The sequence below is a fragment of the Emticicia sp. C21 genome (genome assembly GCF_003418935.1).
Classification (GTDB): domain Bacteria; phylum Bacteroidota; class Bacteroidia; order Cytophagales; family Spirosomataceae; genus Emticicia.
In genome coordinates this window covers 56839-73676 of record NZ_QVMT01000012.1, presented here as the reverse complement: position 1 = coordinate 73676, position 16838 = coordinate 56839, and the positions used below count along the sequence as shown (strand labels likewise).

Annotated in this window: 16 protein-coding genes and 1 riboswitch; of the genes, 9 read left to right on the top strand and 7 right to left on the bottom strand. The window is 36.1% G+C overall.

What is annotated here, in order from left to right; translation table 11 throughout:
• Positions 1–2 precede the first annotated feature (2 nt).
• From D0T08_RS22150 to D0T08_RS22140, 3 genes are all read left to right on the top strand, one after another.
• Entirely contained in the window at positions 3–1229 is a 1227-nt protein-coding gene (locus D0T08_RS22150) for a BatA domain-containing protein (protein ID WP_116984940.1), read from the top strand.
• Positions 1226–3445 (top strand): DUF4175 family protein, encoded by a 2220-nt coding sequence (locus D0T08_RS22145; RefSeq protein ID WP_116984939.1) that lies wholly within the window; start codon positions 1226–1228, stop codon positions 3443–3445. Before D0T08_RS22150 ends, D0T08_RS22145 begins: the two co-directional genes overlap by 4 nt.
• Before the next feature lie 160 nt (positions 3446–3605).
• Positions 3606–5141 (top strand): hypothetical protein, encoded by a 1536-nt coding sequence (locus tag D0T08_RS22140; RefSeq protein WP_147322828.1) that lies wholly within the window; start codon positions 3606–3608, stop codon positions 5139–5141.
• Between the two features lie 12 nt (positions 5142–5153).
• Here the strand turns inward: D0T08_RS22140 and D0T08_RS22135 are convergent, their stop codons facing one another.
• On the bottom strand, positions 5154–5597 hold the full coding sequence (locus D0T08_RS22135; protein ID WP_116984937.1) for a hypothetical protein: 444 nt from the start codon (positions 5595–5597) through the stop codon (positions 5154–5156).
• A 5-nt stretch (positions 5598–5602) separates the two neighbouring features.
• Entirely contained in the window at positions 5603–5962 is a 360-nt protein-coding gene (locus tag D0T08_RS22130) for a hypothetical protein (RefSeq protein WP_116984936.1), read from the bottom strand.
• A 133-nt stretch (positions 5963–6095) separates the two neighbouring features.
• Here D0T08_RS22130 and D0T08_RS22125 point away from each other — a divergent pair, with 133 nt between their 5' ends.
• Positions 6096–6563, top strand: coding sequence for a DUF3299 domain-containing protein (locus D0T08_RS22125; RefSeq protein ID WP_229239024.1), 468 nt, complete (start codon positions 6096–6098; stop codon positions 6561–6563).
• 55 nt (positions 6564–6618) lie between these two features.
• Here D0T08_RS22125 and D0T08_RS22120 read toward each other — a convergent pair whose 3' ends face one another.
• From D0T08_RS22120 to D0T08_RS22110, 3 genes are all read right to left on the bottom strand, one after another.
• Positions 6619–7860, bottom strand: coding sequence for a DEAD/DEAH box helicase (locus tag D0T08_RS22120; protein ID WP_310586287.1), 1242 nt, complete (start codon positions 7858–7860; stop codon positions 6619–6621).
• Positions 7861–8037: 177 nt separating this feature from the next.
• Positions 8038–9099 carry a YncE family protein gene (locus tag D0T08_RS22115; protein ID WP_116984935.1) on the bottom strand — a complete coding sequence of 354 codons (1062 nt, stop codon included), beginning with the start codon at positions 9097–9099 and terminating at the stop codon, positions 8038–8040.
• A gap of 4 nt (positions 9100–9103) precedes the next feature.
• Entirely contained in the window at positions 9104–11071 is a 1968-nt protein-coding gene (locus D0T08_RS22110) for a TonB-dependent siderophore receptor (protein ID WP_147322827.1), read from the bottom strand.
• Positions 11072–11094: 23 nt separating this feature from the next.
• Positions 11095–11293: riboswitch (cobalamin riboswitch) on the bottom strand.
• 146 nt (positions 11294–11439) lie between these two features.
• Here D0T08_RS22110 and D0T08_RS22105 point away from each other — a divergent pair.
• From D0T08_RS22105 to D0T08_RS22085, 5 genes are read left to right on the top strand one after another with little or no spacing between them, the layout of a single operon-like run.
• Positions 11440–11979 carry a 5' nucleotidase, NT5C type gene (locus tag D0T08_RS22105; RefSeq protein ID WP_116984933.1) on the top strand — a complete coding sequence of 180 codons (540 nt, stop codon included), beginning with the start codon at positions 11440–11442 and terminating at the stop codon, positions 11977–11979.
• Between the two features lie 36 nt (positions 11980–12015).
• Positions 12016–12885: a hypothetical protein gene (locus D0T08_RS22100; RefSeq protein ID WP_116984932.1), complete on the top strand. Its 870-nt coding sequence runs from the start codon at positions 12016–12018 to the stop codon at positions 12883–12885.
• Between the two features lie 38 nt (positions 12886–12923).
• Complete coding sequence (locus D0T08_RS22095; RefSeq protein WP_116984931.1) at positions 12924–14069, top strand: M28 family metallopeptidase; 1146 nt, start codon at positions 12924–12926, stop codon at positions 14067–14069.
• 13 nt (positions 14070–14082) lie between these two features.
• Complete coding sequence (locus tag D0T08_RS22090) at positions 14083–14730, top strand: lysoplasmalogenase (protein WP_116984930.1); 648 nt, start codon at positions 14083–14085, stop codon at positions 14728–14730.
• A 55-nt stretch (positions 14731–14785) separates the two neighbouring features.
• Positions 14786–15631, top strand: a complete 846-nt coding sequence (locus D0T08_RS22085) for a DUF4846 domain-containing protein (protein ID WP_116984929.1) — start codon at positions 14786–14788, stop codon at positions 15629–15631.
• 62 nt (positions 15632–15693) lie between these two features.
• Here D0T08_RS22085 and D0T08_RS22080 read toward each other — a convergent pair whose 3' ends face one another.
• Together D0T08_RS22080 and D0T08_RS22075 are read right to left on the bottom strand one after the other, a co-directional pair.
• Complete coding sequence (locus D0T08_RS22080; protein ID WP_116984928.1) at positions 15694–16140, bottom strand: nuclear transport factor 2 family protein; 447 nt, start codon at positions 16138–16140, stop codon at positions 15694–15696.
• Positions 16141–16154: 14 nt separating this feature from the next.
• Entirely contained in the window at positions 16155–16748 is a 594-nt protein-coding gene (locus D0T08_RS22075; RefSeq protein WP_116984927.1) for a DinB family protein, read from the bottom strand.
• Positions 16749–16838 lie beyond the last annotated feature (90 nt).

Below are 16838 nucleotides of genomic sequence, written 5' to 3'. Positions count from 1 at the left end.
GTATGGAATTGTTAAATCCTTTGATGTTGTGGGCAGGTCTGGCTATTGCCATACCAATTGTACTCCACTTCTGGCATCAGAAAAAAGGGAAAGTAATAGAATGGGCTGCTACACAATGGCTAATCGAAAAGAACTTGCAACAGTCAAGGGGTATTCGCTTAGACAATCTCTTATTGCTATTACTTCGTTGCTTACTTATTCTTTTACTATGTTTTTTTCTGAGCAAACCGCTTGTTAATTGGGTAAGTAATGAGAGTGCTAATAAAAAAATCCATTTAGTCCAACCCAGTAGTCTGGTTGTCAACAATTTCAAATTTGAGATAGAAGAAGCACAGAAAAAAGGGGAGAAATTGTACTGGATTCAAGCTAATCCAATACCTATTGAAGATATCAGCCAATTACCCACAAATAAAGATTTTAACCCGATTATTTTCCAGACTTGCCTGAATAAGATGGCAACATTCACAGATAAAGAAAATCTGGAGTTATACTTTATTAATCAGCAGAGCTTAGTACAAACGGGTAATATTTTCGTACCCAATCCTTTCAGTTTGCATACCATTGTTGATTCTTTAAATAAAACGCCTAAGCCTTATTTAGCTATTGCCCACAATAATCAAAAATTATTTGTGAATGCTACTAATCAGTTAATAGCAAATACCGAATTAGATAAAAATAGTAAATATGCTGATAAACCTATTCAGAATAGCTCTATCAATGTATTAATATTAAATACTGACAAAGTAGAGAAACAAACTATTACTGCTTCGTTAAAAGCTTTGGCAGAAGTTTATCAGATGGATTTGAGTATTGATGCAGAGTTGGTAGCTAATAAGAAATATGATTGGCTATTCAGCGATAGGGTGCCTACAGAATCAATGGTCTTTTCAGCATCGACTTTATATATTTTATCCAACACTAATCAGATATCTGGTAGTCAATTAACGTATCAAAAAAACATTGTACAAATTCCGTTTAGCTTAAATCCGCAATCGTCAGAATTTGTTTTTAATGGAGAATTGCCTGAATGGTTGGGAGAAGTCATGATTAAGCACTATCAGTTAAATCCTGCTTCTTATGCTTTGAGTCAACAGCAGTTGAATGGATTATTTAAGTATGCCAGGCATAGCCAGGCACCGGAAGAGAGTGAGTTTTCAAAGCTCATACTCTTCGCATTCATCATTATTTTAGGTATCGAACGTACTATAGCCATTCGTAAAAACGCATGAATCACGTTAAACATATCATATCAGGAGTTCGCTACCAGTTATATGCCACTGCTTTATTGACGTGTGCCCTGATAGCTCTTTCCTTATTTTTCTTGCTTTTGGTGTTCAGCCAATCCTTTGTTTTACCATTGATAGGTGGTGTGAGTGCTTTTGCTATTAGTGCTTACTTCACCCGACTTTTTCAGGATAAACAAAGCGATGCCGTGCATTTCATTCATCAGAATATTGATGATGCAGAATATAGCCTTCAATTATTGAATGTGTCTCAACCTAATATTGCCGAGCAATTACAGTTAGAAAGGTTAGCAGACAAGCTTAGCAATCAGAAAATTCCAACCGCCATTAACTCTAAGATATGGATACCAATAGTATCGCTTCTGATGTCTATAGGTATTTATTATGGTTACCCATTTTTGCAGCAAAAACAATCGATCTCAACGACTAGCAATACTCCCAAGATTAATCAGCCAGCAGAAAAAATGGCTGCACCTCCGGTTTTCAATAAAGCTCAATTAACTATAACCTCTCCTGCTTATACTAAACTCCCGATTAAATCAACTACGGATTTAAATTCTTCTGCTATTAGTGGTTCCACTTTAAAATGGCAATTAGAATTTAGCCATTCACAAGCTTTAACTGTTAAATTAAGCAATAACCGAGGCGAAGAGTTAGCTTTCAAAAACGTTGGTGAGGTATTTGAATATACGGATGTTCTCCAGGGCTCGGGTCTATATGCTTTTAAAGCCTATTGGAAAGATTCTTTAATCTATCAATCAGATTATTATAGACTGGAAGCTATTCCTGATTTAGCACCTAAAATAGACCCGGCTTCTAAAGAACTCTACAAATTTCATTACCTGAAAGACCCCAAAACTGTACAGATTTCAGCCAGAATGTCTGATGATTTTTTAGTAACACAGGCATTTATTGTAGCTACGGTTGCCAGAGGTTCTGGTGAAAACGTGAAGTTCAGAGAAATAAAATTACCCATCAACCAGGCCAATTTTAAAGAGGCTAATATCAGTAAAAGCATTGATCTAAAAGCGTTAAATTTTGCACCAGGTGATGAATTGTATTATTACTGGGCAGCCTTTGATAATAAACGACCTGAACCAAACTATACTAAATCTGACACCTATTTTATTGTCTATAAAGACACTTCTAAGACCGAAGAAGCCGAAATGGCAACAATGGCCATGAATATTCTGCCCGAATATTTCAGAAGCCAACGGCAGATTATTATAGATACCGAAAAATTGATTGCCAAGCGAAATAAAATCAATCAGAAAGATTTTAATAGCACATCTAACGAAATAGGGTTTGACCAGAAGGCTCTCCGCTTGCGCTATGGCCAATATTTAGGCGAAGAATTTGAAAACTCTATTGGTGGCGGTAGTGCACTTCCTGAGGGAACAAGTAATGAAACAGCTGATTTATTGAAAGGTTTCTCTCACGCCCATGATGAAGGAGAACACGACCATGAGGATGGAGAAAAACCACATAATGATGCCCATAACCACGGCGGAGGAGCAAAAGGAAATCAGGAGAATGAAGACCCTTTGGCAGCTATTCTGAAAGATTATGTGCATAATCATGATGATGGTGAAGCCAATACATTCTATGAACAATCTACCCGTAGTTTGTTAAAAATGGCTTTGGAGCAAATGTGGCAATCTGAATTGCATTTGCGTTTATACGAGCCTGAAAAGGCTTTGCCTTTTGAGAAAAAAGCTTTGGAGTTTTTGAAATCAGCTCAACAAAAAGCCCGGACTTTTGTAAAGAAAACCAGCTTTGACCCACCTCCAATCAAGGAAAAAGAAAAACGCCTGACTGGGGAATTGAAGAAATTCAATGAAGCTTTCAGCTACGAAAAAAATTTCTCTCAACAACAAATAGAAAATTTAGTGGCAGAAGTACTCGGTATAGTAGATACTAAAGTAGAAGCCCAAAAACTAAGCGGCCAGCAAAAGCAAAAAGTTCTGGTATTAGGTAGTTACTTAAGCACCAAAATTATGAATAGTAAATTGTCGAACTGGTCAGTATTGAGTTTGTTACAAAAATTAATTAATGATAAAGACTTATCAGCTGATGAAAAGACAGATTTAAAAACCAAACTTTATCAGTTAACAGGTACTAATCAACCAAAGGGGGTACTGAATAAGTCTTATGTAGGAGAAAAAAAATTAGAAAAGGCATTCTGGAAAAATATCCAATAAGCCAAACAGCTACATCTAAGCAATGACATTTATACTATTTATATTCTCAATTTTTCAATCAAACTTGATACTTTATGCTTGTCTAAGCATTGTTTTGCTTATACAAGTGTGGCTGCTTATACAATCTAAATCACTAACTAAAAAACGTTTCCGGATACGCTTGGGGTTAAATATATTTGTTTGGCTATTAATTTTCCTTTTCATTCTTCAACCTGGATGGAAGTACACTACAGATACCAATAAAGTATTATTGATTGATAAAACTGTTCCTACTGCTTATGTAAAGAAAATTAAAGATAGTTTACATATTGCCGAAAGCTTTGATACCAGAGATTTTAACAGATTAGCAGCTAAAAACGCTCATTTTGTTGAAAAACTGGATAATATCTATCTATTAGGTCAGGATTTTAGCCCTCAAACGATTAGTCAACTAAGCTGGAAAAAATTAAACTGGTTACCGTATTATGGTAATAATCAGTTACAAGACCTGCAATGGAAATCCATCGTAAGAAAAGGGGATATACAGGAAGTAAGGGGTAAAATATCGGTTGATGAAGTCAAAACTTTAACTATTAAATATGCTAATAAGGTCTTAGACAGCTTAAAACTACAAAAAGGATTGAATGCTTTCCATTTCAGTTTTCCAGCTTTTACGATTGGACAAACAGAAACTTTCTTAGCATTAGATAACGAATCTCTGCAAGACATTCATTTCTATTGCCATGCACCACAGCCTTTCAATGTATTATTTATTTTAGAAAACCCCGATTTTGAAAGCAAAAATCTGTCTGAATGGTTAGGTAAAAATAATCATAGGGTAGAAATTATTACTACCATTGCCAAGGATGCTCAAAGTAAGGTTTCCATCAATAAATCTATTCAATCAAAGGCTTTTATCCCTGATTTAATTATCACCGACCCGGGTAATGCAAACAATGGATTAGTAAAAAAAGCAGTTGCAGAAGGCAAAAGTGTACTGTTCATCAACAGCACTGCACCTGAACAGAACATTAAAACTATTAATCAGGCGTTGGGTACAAATTGGCGAATCAAGAAAATTTCTAACGAACAATTTATTACTATCAGCGAAAATCTCACTGCCGTACCTTATCGTATTGAAGAGAATATTAATCAAAAATCAATAGGTAATTACCCAATTGCAGTACAGAAAAAAGTCGGAAAAGTAGGATTAAGCTTACTGAATGAAACTTTCCCATTAAAACTGAGTGGAGATAGCCTGAACTATAATAAAATCTGGTCAAGTGTTTTTCAACAATTAAACCCGCCTTTTCAAAATAATATCAATATAGAAGCGCCTGTTTTTGCTAATACACAAACGCCAATCGTGTTGAATAATCTTTCTGTAGTATCAGGTAAACTCAGACTTGCCAATGATACTACTCAATTGATACAATCGGCCATTAACCCATCATCATTTACTTCTAACTACGTTTTCAGAAAAACAGGTTGGCAAACTTTTCAGGATTCCTTACAGGTTTTTGTAGAAGACAAACCCAACGTACTTCAGCAAAGCAGACAACTGCAAGAGAATCTATTGGCACATGAAACCTTTGAATCTGTAAGTAGTTCCGCTTCTGCTCAAACTTTGACCGCTACCCTACCCGATTGGGTTTGGTATATCCTAATTATATTGGGCTTGGCAGCGCTTTGGTTAGAGCCAAAGCTGAATTTTTAAGGTACAATATTACTATTTTAGCACTTTCTGCTCTTTTTCCAATGCCATATTGAGTTCTGTTTTAATGCGCACAATATTAGCTTTGATTTCTTTCTGGACTTCCAGCATTTTATCAGCAGGCAATTCCGGTGCGACTGCATGGTCGTGATGATGGTGAGTATTGTCATGAGTATGCTCAAATCCCGGCACGTCAAAGAAATTCTTTTTCCAATCTTCAAAATCGGCTTTCAGTTTAGTAAAATGATTGCCCAATGAATCTGCTCTAGGTGTTTTCTTTGCCAACAATAAGCTTTTCAAGCTATCTATCCTTTCTATTGCAGGTTCTATTTGCTCTTGTATAGCTTCCGCCTCAAGATGTATCTGATTCGCCTCCACTAAGATAGGATTGTCTTTTACTGATTTTGATGAACAGGCTACAGATGTAAGCCATAATAGTAGTATCCCTGTTTTTTTCATGATGCTTATTGAATTTTAGATTTGAAAAAGCGCTCCACTTGTACCTGTTTAAGTCTGGTTTCTTCCGACTTAAACCAATCCGCTGGTGGATAAAAGAATAAAACAATAGATAGAATTGAGATAGACCAGAAAATAATGCGCTGATTTCTGATTGCCTTTGTACTTCTGCCAGCAGGTTTATACAATTGATAGAAAGTAAAGCCAGATACCAAAAGCTGTATGCCTATCAGCAAAGGAGTAAAAGTCTGAAAAGCCGCAAAAACACTTAATCCTCCATTGATACTTATCAATATTGGCAACCCACAGCATAACAAATGAATGAGAGAAGAGGAAATAAGTTGGAATCCTAACAATACTTTGGTCATAATCAAATGATTTTATAGCAAAGAGTTATTCACGCTATAGGTTATGAAATTTAAATACAATATTTATGCAACAATGATGCAAAAATAAATCTCAATCATTATATTTGCAACAATGTTGCATAAAATAATTCTTATGAAGTCTTCTATCAATTCCTATTCGTTTAGCATCACTATGCTACTGGTCTGTAGTTGTATCTGCTTTTCATGGCAAATAAGTCCGCAAAAAATTACCTGGAAAGACTTACAGGACGTGCGATTCAGAAAAAAATTCAATAAACAGGAGAATATGATTTTTCTGTATCCTCTATTCGGCGAAAAAGTTAAAGCATTGGAGGGTAAAGAAGTGGAAATCAGAGGATATATGATCCCTGTTAACCCTAATGAAAATATCTATGTGCTATCAGCAAATCCGATGGCAGCTTGTTTTTTCTGTGGAGGCTCTGGCCCCGAGTCAATTATTCAGCTAAAACTAAAGAATCCTAAAAGGTTGGTAACTGATGAGATATGGACTGTGCGTGGCACATTAAGACTTAATGCAGATAATATAGATGAACTTAATTATATTTTACAATCGACAGAGCTGATTAGAAAATTCAACTAATAAATTACTTCTCCTGTAGCCATGTGAATCTCACATGACTATAGGAGAAGTGACTTCATGAAGATTTTTTAGCTGGCCGAAAGAATTTCCTTTTCGGTTTATTTTTATGGCTGTTTGATTTTTTAAAGCCGTTTTTTTCACCACCAGATTTAAACTCAGGAGCTGGGCCTAATCCTAAACTCTCAGTAATATTCTGTTTTTCTACTTCTTTCTCCAACAGTTTTTCAATACCTCTGATACGGTACTGGTCTTTTTCGTTGATAAATGTAATAGCTGTGCCTGTGGTTTCTGCTCTGGCAGTTCGCCCGATACGATGAATATAATCTTCTGCATCTCGTGGCACATCAAAATTAATAACATGACTCAGGTTATTAATATCAATACCGCGTGAAAGTACATCCGTGGCTACCAGGATTTTATATTGTTTATTTTTAAAGTCCCGCAATACATTTTCCCGTTCTTCTTGTGAATTATCTGACGAAATCCCTCTGGCATCCCATTTTAGTTTTGTTAATGATCGTATGATTTTATCTATCATCGCTTTCTGTGAAGAAAATATGATGACAGACTGAACATCGGCATCTTTCAACAAGTGTACCAATAATGGAATTTTCTGAGTATCATTAGCCAGATAAAATTGTTGATCTATCCCTTCTGCTGGTTTAGAAGTTGCCAGTCTTACTTCCTCAGGGTTATGAAGAATTTTATTGGCGAAATCTCTTATTTTCTTAGGCATTGTAGCCGAAAACATGAGATTCTGGCGTTTGGCCGGAAGACGTTTCAGTATAAAAAGAATATCATCAGAAAAACCCATATCAAGCATTTTATCAGCTTCGTCCAATACAAGGCATTTGATATGGTCGAATTTTACTTCTCCGGAGTTCATATGAGCCATCAGGCGACCGGGAGTAGCAATAATGATATCTGCTCCATGAACCAGTGCTTTTCGTTGCTGATCCCACTCTTCACCCTTACCGCCGCCATAGATAGCAATACTGGTGGCATTAATAAAATAACTGAAACCTTCTATTTGTTCATCAATCTGTTTGGCCAGCTCACGTGTGGGTACCAATACAAGTGCAGACGTCTGGTTACTTTGCGAACGTATGATATGATCGAGTAAAGGAATAAGATAAGCAGCCGTTTTGCCTGTACCCGTCTGAGCAGAAGCGATGAGGTCTTTTCCGGCAAGAATAATAGGTATAGTCAGCTCCTGTATGGGAGACATCTGAATATAATTCATGGCATCTACACCTGACAGCAGGTTTTCGTGTAGATTGAGTTCGTTAAATTGCAAGTTTTAGCTAGGAATTTTAAATTGGTAAAACGTAAATATAGTATTAATTAATGAAAAATGCGTAGAAAAGCGAAACATCCGCTCTTTTACGCATTCTTCATTTAGCTATCAATCTTTTAGCTAATTAAACTTTAAATACTTAATATTATAACCATGAGTAGGCCTGACGTCATAGTTTTACTTAAACAAAAACTTAATCGGAGCGATTTCAACTTTTACTGAATCAATGAGTATACCCGTTGGCTTGTATCTGAAAACATATCCTGCCTGTTTGTAAGATGGTGTAATAGCTGTATAAACTATATTTTCTTTTGCGTCAAATCCCAAAGCCGAAAACGTACGTTTGATTAAAGGTGTAGTTGTTGAAATGGCAGCATCATTTATATTAAAGCTATAAATTTCTCCACCTGTGCTCCAATGCGAATAATCAAAATAAATAGTTGTTTTATTAGCATTTAAGGCTAACATTCCCGGCACTTTTTCAGTAGTTTTTTCAGTGCTTATTGTGGCTTCTATTGCTTTAGTGGATGGATTAATTCGTAAAAATTCTTTATCAATCGAACACCAGATTTTATTATTGGCATCAACTATCAGGTTAGTAGTACCACCTTTTAAATTAATTTTTGTAGATACTTCATCCTTACTGATATCAATTACTGAAATTTCGCTTTTACCCGAATAGGCATTGTTTCCAACAAAAGCCTCATTTCCTACTACAACTATTCCTTCTGCTCCATTTTGTACAGTGATTTTCTTGGTTACTTTATTGGTCAATAAATCGATTACCAATACGTATCCCGGTTTGTAGGTATAATCAGCATTAAGTATATCCCAACAAACCACGTATGCTTTATTAGCAGCTACTTTTATAGCGCTACGTGGGTTTTCTACCTCTCTAATCCTGGCCTCTGATTTAAAAGTACGGGCATTAACAATTTCAATGGCATCCTGGCCATCTGTTGAGTTATCTACCAATATAATTCCTTTATTATCTATTACTGCATAATCAGTAATTCCTCCAGTAATAGTACGACTATTCTCTTTCTGAAATATGTCTATAACAGCTTTGGTAGAATCGCGTTTTAGTAAAGAAATTGTCCCATTATTATCAAAGAAGTTTCCGGCATTAATAACAAAAACACCTGAGTCATAAGGTTGTGCAGGTTCTGTTTCTTTCGTTTCGCAAGAAAAAAGCACTATCGAAACAAAACTAAGTAGTAATAATTTTTTAAAATTCATTGCATTATTTATTTATGTTAAATACTAAGTTGATTGCGTAATTTCTGCCCGGCATGGCATTGCGTTTAGAGTTCAGATACAATTCGTCAAACACATTATTGACCTGAAAGAATATTCTTCCATCCAGATGTTTCCATTTCAAGCCATTTTCAAAAATCACATTAAAAATCTGCTGACCTTCAAACCACTTGGAATTATCGAAAGTATAATATCGGCGACTATTGGCTTGCCATTGCAGCGTAGCACGGAATGGCATTCCGTGTTTTTTCAGGAACTCTCCTTTGCCCAACGATAAAGTTTGATAGAAAAGATTTGCTGTAAAATTGTGTTTGGGAATATAAATGAGTTGTTTACCTATTACATCGGCGGAAAAATTGTCATACGCCTTTTGTTGCGAAGAATGTGTGAATGCATACTGAGCAGTTAATCCCGAGGAAATTTGCTCATGTTGATAGAGAATCTTATTAGAAAACTCTAAGCCTTTGGCTAAAACCTGTTGCAGGTTTTGTACCCGATAACCCGTTTCGGGGTTCCAGTACACCCAATTATTAATCAGATTATGATAGACATTTAACGAAGAACTGAAACTGAAATCCTTTTTTGTCTGATTCCAGTTGATTCCCAGTTCTTTGTTAAAGCCATCTTCCGGTTTGAGGTCAGGGTTACCCAATTCAGACCAGTAACGTTCGTTCATAGTGGGGATTCGGTAACTGCGGGAAAGGTTACCTGTCAGTTTAATAGATTTAGCGAGTTGATATTCAAGCCCTAAAGCAGGAGCTATTGGCGGGTCAAAACTTTTAATAAGGGCTTGTCTGACATTAAGGGTAGTCAGGAGTTTTGCCGTAATCTGATATCTTAACCAAACAAATATATCCAATCTGTTTTCAGAAATATTGTTTTTATCGTATCCGTCTACATGAGCTATTACGTGGGCTGCTTCAGTGCCTATATGTGCTACCAGTTTCGAGAATTTCCATTCATGTTCGGCACGAATCAGAAAACGGTCAATAGTGGTACGACTCGGTTTAATAAAGTTACCTTTGCCATAGTTGGTTATATCTTGTACGAATCCTCCTCTGACAGTCAGATTTTTAATCTGATAGGTATTCTGAATCCGGATAGCCTGCGTCTGCAATACCTCTCTGGTATGGATTGATTGCGGCGAAATCTCGACATTATTGTCTGATACCCAGATATTCAAGGAAATCTGATTCTGCTTTTTTGTCAAAAAAAACAAATCCTGAATGAATCCTTTTGAGTCTGTAGTGGAGCGTTCAACCGGATAGTATTTTCTTTCGGTATACGGATAATTATTATTCAGAACACCTTTATAAAAAAGGGTTTTAGAAGAGACTCTTTTATCTGATAGTCGAACACTCAACTGGCTTTGCCAGTTATCAAAACTTGCTACCCGTTGTCCTAAGTTTACCTGCAGACTCTTCTCCCATATAGGCTTAGCATCCAAAAGGATACTCCCCCCCACTGCATCAGAACCTACCACGCAAGACGAAGAACCATATTGAATAGCCAGTAAATCGAAACCAGCAGCAGGCAGCGTAGAGAAATCACTCTGACCTGTGCTTGGGGAATTTATATTGATACCATTCCAAAGCACAGCTGTATGATTGCTTGATGTACCACGGAGTCCGATAGTTGTTAACTGCCCACTTCCATAAGGACGGAAATTGACGGGAGCTTGAAATGACAAAAAATCAGCCAGCGTCTGAAACTTTGCCTGCTGCAACGAAGCTGAATCAATGCTCTGAATCTTCAATCCTGCCATGAATCGCGTTGGTGCAAAACTCTTTACCGAAACCTCATCAAGCATTCTGGTAGAATCAGTTTGAGCAAAGACATAAACAGACGATAGTAAAAACCACGCCATGACCAAAGGAGAGACCTTCGACAAGAAGCATTTAGCTGAAATGCTCAATACTGAATAAATAAAGATGAATGATAATCTGTCGCTCACTTGTCTTCATCCGCCGTAAAGCACAAACAAGAATCGTCTTAGGCAGGTCTCCTGACTCGTTTCAACATTCCCGGCCTTCCCGTATTACAGTGGCCATGTAGAAGAAATGTACCGATGAAACTTACAGTTGCGGGGACAGTTCCCGATTTAAACGGGATTCCCTTTTAAGCCCTGAAATGATTATTGAAAACCATTTAAGGCACCTACGAACTGCCGCAAAGGTACGAAGTGATTTTTAAAAGAACAGCAATTTTTATAAAAAATAGTAGTTTGTTGAGTTTCCGGACTAATTATAAAAACTCGTTTAATTAGTTTTCGAATGTTGCGAAATCTATGTTTATATTCGCACGAACAAAACAAAAATACTTATGACCAAGAAAAGAATTGCCATTGATATGGACGACGTAATGGCGGCTACCGGAAGAAAAATTTTAAAAACTTATAACCATATTAACAGTACAGCTTTTACAGAAGAACATTTTGAAAACAAATCTTATTTTGAAATATTTGAAGAAAAAAACTACCACAAAATCAGAGAAGAGGTATTTAAACCAGGTTTTTTCAGAGATGTAGAAGTTATGGCCGACGCCATAGAGGTAGTAAAAAAATTACATAAAAAATATGAGGTTTTTATAGTTTCGGCGGCTACTGAATTTCCGAATTCCCTAAAAGATAAAATGGATTGGCTGGAAGAACATTTTCCGTTTATATCCTGGAGAAACATTGTACTTTGCGGAGACAAAAGTATTGTAGCAGCCGATTATATGATTGACGACCACGAGAAAAACCTGAAGACTTTTAAAGGCAAAACACTCATGTTCAGTGCCATTCATAACCAGAAAGTAGATGGTTATCAGAGATTCAAATCATGGAAAGAGATTGAGGCATTTTTTGATAGTGAAAACTAACCCGAATATTAACACTTCATTTTAAACTTTGAAAAAGTGACTGAAGAGAACCCAATAATATTACACCCAAGAAATAATTCATTTGAATTGGTTATTTCTTCGGTTTTCTGGTTAGCAGTTTTTATTGTATTCATACTTATTTCCGTTCTAAACGCAGCATGGCTGGGAATAATTGTTTCTTTATTTTTTCTCTTTGTTTTTCTAAATCTAATACCTCTGTTTTATAAAAGAACCTATGTGATTTATCCAGATAGAATCGTAGTAGAAAATAATAAAAATCAGAATCTCTATGAAATAACAATAGATGATATCATTTCATGGAATGAGGACAGTATTTATAGCAAAAAAAAATATTTTCATTACATGATAATCAAGAGTAAGGACAGAGACTTTGTAATTGAAAGAGGCGATTATGGAGACTATAAGTCTGCTAGAGATTACTTTAAAAATTCGAACATTCAAATTGATAAAGAGCTGAAAGTTAACGGTACTTTATATAACGGGAATATTATTCAGACCAGAAAGAGTATACTTTTTATATTTATTTTATCAGCTCTATTAACATTAACTGTATTCTGGTCGATCGTCAAAGAAAAGTCAGATTCTGAAGAAAAAATACATTTCACCGGTAAAATAACCGATATTAATTTTGGCAGGCGTAAGGTCAGAGCAGATTTACAAATAGAAGGCTATCCGAATTTAATATTTAAGACTCATAATCAAAGGTTTTTCAAGGCCTACTATTATAATGGTGGTAATACTAAATTAGTTAATTTAGGCAAAACCATAGAAATCAGTGTTTTGAAGAGTGATTATGACTGGCTTGTAAAGAATAAGTTTATAAGAAAACTCCAATTAACATCTAATATAAGTTTAGATGTTGAAGAATTTAAAATTCTTGATTGATTTTGATTTTATAGGCTCTTAATCTGATAAATTTCGATATGACACCCAAACAAATTGTAGAAAAACTGGCATCTTTTCCAAACAGAGGAGTGGCTACTCTACACGAAATCCCTGTGCTTGATTATTTAACCAGTTTGTTTGGTGAACAAGAAGTAACGAGAGAATCGTTCAAAACGCCTAAAACGTATATCTCCATCGTTTGGTGGTTGATTGGTGGTTTGGTTGTAGGTTTACTAGCACTCAACTTCTCTCCTATTATCGGGTTGTTTCTTACGCTTATTTTTGTAACGATGGCTATGCTCTATTTTAACTGGTACGCCTCACCCGTTATCAATTTTCCGCCATTAGTTACTTCTTATAATTTGATTGTCAAGCAAAAAAATAAGGAGCATATAAAGCCTAAGAAACTCATCTTAATGGCTCATTGGGATACTGCTCCTATTTCGGTGCTTTATCGCCCTGAAATGGTGGGTAATTTCAGGCAGTCGTTAAAAATCAGTTTGTTTCTGATGATTTTAGCGCAGTTTGTGGCTATTTCTCAGTTTCTTGTACCTAATGCTTTTATCTTGCTGGTAGGCAATATTTTAGCTTTTTATTTCCTGCTTCAAGGTGTTGTTGGCACAATTGATTATTTCCGCTTAGGGTACTCAAACGGGGCTTCTGATAATGCTACGGGAGCGGCGGCAGCTATTGCTACCGCACAGAAGTTATGGGCAAAGAATTTATCTACTCTTGAAGTGGAATTAGTTTTGACAGGTGCAGAGGAAGTAGGGATGATTGGTTCGAGAGCCTATCTGAAAAAACATTATACTGAGTTCAATAAAGAGACTTATCTGGTGAATTTTGATACGCTAGGTAATGGGAATCTGAAAATTATTACCCAGACAGGTAGCTGGTCAAATATTGTTTATGATAATAAGTTGATTCAGATAGCCAAACAATCGGTTTCAGAGCTATCTACTCTGAAAGAAGTAACCACCGGAGCATGGCATACGGCTGATTTTGATTCGGTATGGTTTCAGCGGGCAGGTATTCCGGCTGTAACTTTAGCAGCATTGGATAGTAGCGGTAGAATGCCCAATATTCATCGCCCGACTGATATTCTTTCTAATGTAGATTTCGTCCCTATGGAAAAGGCTATTATATTAGCAGAGAAAATCGGAGAACACCTCAACCAAACTTAACCTTCCTCACGCTATGAACCGTAACCAGACTGTAATTTTCTTTACTCTTTCTATCATAAATATAGTTTCGGGTATTATCGAAAACGAATGGCTTGGCTATATCACGAAACCCCTCCTGATGATTACGTTAGGATTTTTTTATTTTCAACATACCCAATCCACTCTTAATAAACGAGATAAGATTGTATTATTAGCCTTGTTTTTCGCTTGCTTAGGCGATACTCTTCTAATGTTTCAGAGACAAAACCAGTTATTTTTCTTATTGGGCTTAGGCTCATTTTTACTGGCACAGGTTTGCTATGTTATGCTTTTTCAGCAAGAAGGAGAATCTCGTCATTTCCGTTGGTTGCCTTTTATTTCATATTCTTGTTTATTGCTGTTTTTCTTATTAAACAAGCTACCCGGCGATTTCAAAATCCCGATTATTATTTATTCAGTAGTGATTACTTTGATGGGAATCAGAGCCAGTGAAAGAAAAGTGAATGATAAAAGTTATCAGCTAGTACTCATTGGCGCTATCTTATTTATCCTCTCCGATTCATTGATTGCCTTGAGCAAATTTGTAGTCAATATACCCCTTTCAGGTCTTTGGATTATGGCTACCTATGTAGTTGCACAGTATCTGATTATTCAGGGATTATTAGTTAGTCGACGGGCATAGAATACATAACTAAAGTTTTCGTTATAGAGAAAAGCTATTCTAAATCTCTTGTTCAATGAAAACTTTAGTTAATACAGGCTGTATAGCATTGTTGCTATTAGCCTTTATCTGTTGCACTCAATCGGTTAATTATACCTTAACGGTGAATCCTTTGATTAACGAAAGTGGCACAAGCGTGCTTTCAAGATTTAATATCCCAAAAGGTTATGAAAGAAGGGCGGTCAAGCAAGCTTCTTTCGCTCATTATCTGCAAAATCTTCCATTAAAAGCCGCAGGTTCAAAAGTGAAATATTATGATGGAAGCATTAAATACAAAGATGTATATGAAGCTGTAGTAAATATAGACATCGACAACAAGAATCTACAACAATGCGCTGATGCCATTATGCGTTTGCGTGCCGAATATTTTTACGCACAAAAATCCTATAATAATATTTCATTTAATCTTACCAATGGCTTTCTTGTAGACTATACCGAATGGATAAAGGGAAACCGGGTAATATTGAAAGGTAATCAGACTTATTGGCAAAAATCTGCCGCTCCATCTAATACTTATAAAGATTTCAGAAACTATATGAACTTTGTTTTTGTCTATGCAGGGACGCTTTCACTTGAAAAAACGCTTTATAGGAAAGAATTTGAAAATATAGCTATTGGCGATGTATTTATTATTGGTGGTTCACCAGGCCACGCAGTAATTGTTGTTGATGTAGCAGAAAATCAAAAGAGAGAGAAAGTATTTTTATTAGCTCAAAGTTATATGCCTGCTCAGGAAATCCAGATTCTGAAAAATCCGAATAATAAGCAACTAAGCCCGTGGTATTCGGCTAATATAATCAATGAATTGGTAACACCAGAATGGGCTTTCAGAACCCATCATTTGAGGTCATGGGAGAAATAATTAAAAATAAGTAGCAATCTCCCATTCAGGGTTCCTGCTACTTACCTAAAAGGTTTTTATGGCTATACTACACCTAATTGTCTGGTAAAACTTTCATGATTCCAATCAACAGATAGGGAAGTCGCTTTATCGTCTTCATTAAATTCAAATACAAAAACATGGTCGCTCTCAAATTTTAAGCCTTTGCTTGGTATTCCGGCAAATTCTTTGACTTGGGTGCCAAAAATTACTACCTGGCAGGTAATTGCATCTCCATTTACATCAAATGTATCAATGGTATTATCAAGGTCAGGAAAGGCATCTATTAAAGCACTCCATAAACCTCTTCCTAATTCATTTACTTTGCCTTTTCCGCTTTCGCCCAATGGTTTGAAATCAATGGTAGCATCAGGCGTAAATAAGCCTACCATGCGGTCAATATCAAGGTCCTGATAGGCTGAAAAAAACTCAATGCAAGTTCCTTTACGGGTAAGGTCTGTCGTTGTTTCTAATTGTTCGATCGTTTTCATAATATTATTTAAGATTATAGTGCCGGATAATTGGGATGGGTTTTCACTTTTTTAATTTGTCTGATATGGCGGGATACGTGGCCATACTGAACAATAAATATCTGATGCACATTGCGATAATTTTCGCCGCCTACAGGTTCGAAATGTGCTTTTAAGTCTGCCTGAGTAGTTTCAACAAAGCGAATCGTTTGTTCTCTGATTTTCAAAAAGGTTGTCAGGTTATCTTTGCCTAGTGCAAAACCCATCGGGCGGGCATAGTCGGGAGCATTATGGACTTTTTCTTCCATCATAAAGTCTATGTACCAACTATCCGGTTTTGAGGAGGCGTTCAATTCCGGGGTTGGTTTGCTTCGCAAGGCAATATTCGTTTCACGTGCAAAAATCCGCTCCCATAAACCTAAATGCTCTACTATTTCTCCGATTGTCCAGCGCTCAGGTGATTCTCTGAAATTCCACTGTTCAATACTCAGGCTCTGAGTTTCTTTAATCAGGCTGTCTTTTGTTTTTTTCAGATTGGCGATTAATTCCTGCCGATCATTTTCTGTCCATAATTTGTTCTGCGCAGTGGCAGACATAGAAATCAATAAAAAAAGAATTAGCTTTTTCATAATAAAATGGTACTTATCCAATTAAAATATTTGTTAAATATTACTGTTCTGAATTTTATGAGTAAAAAATACAGCTGTTTATTTCTTACG

Coding starts and splice junctions, on each gene's coding strand:
- D0T08_RS22090 (WP_116984930.1), top strand. CDS start 14,083: ATGAACCGTAACCAGACTGTAATTTTCTTTACTCTTTCTATCATAAAT.
- D0T08_RS22105 (WP_116984933.1), top strand. CDS start 11,440: ATGACCAAGAAAAGAATTGCCATTGATATGGACGACGTAATGGCGGCT.
- D0T08_RS22135 (WP_116984937.1), bottom strand. CDS start 5,597: ATGAAAAAAACAGGGATACTACTATTATGGCTTACATCTGTAGCCTGT.
- D0T08_RS22085 (WP_116984929.1), top strand. CDS start 14,786: ATGAAAACTTTAGTTAATACAGGCTGTATAGCATTGTTGCTATTAGCC.
- D0T08_RS22150 (WP_116984940.1), top strand. CDS start 3: ATGGAATTGTTAAATCCTTTGATGTTGTGGGCAGGTCTGGCTATTGCC.
- D0T08_RS22145 (WP_116984939.1), top strand. CDS start 1,226: ATGAATCACGTTAAACATATCATATCAGGAGTTCGCTACCAGTTATAT.
- D0T08_RS22115 (WP_116984935.1), bottom strand. CDS start 9,099: ATGAATTTTAAAAAATTATTACTACTTAGTTTTGTTTCGATAGTGCTT.
- D0T08_RS22080 (WP_116984928.1), bottom strand. CDS start 16,140: ATGAAAACGATCGAACAATTAGAAACAACGACAGACCTTACCCGTAAA.
- D0T08_RS22130 (WP_116984936.1), bottom strand. CDS start 5,962: ATGACCAAAGTATTGTTAGGATTCCAACTTATTTCCTCTTCTCTCATT.
- D0T08_RS22075 (WP_116984927.1), bottom strand. CDS start 16,748: ATGAAAAAGCTAATTCTTTTTTTATTGATTTCTATGTCTGCCACTGCG.
- D0T08_RS22125 (WP_229239024.1), top strand. CDS start 6,096: ATGAAGTCTTCTATCAATTCCTATTCGTTTAGCATCACTATGCTACTG.
- D0T08_RS22095 (WP_116984931.1), top strand. CDS start 12,924: ATGACACCCAAACAAATTGTAGAAAAACTGGCATCTTTTCCAAACAGA.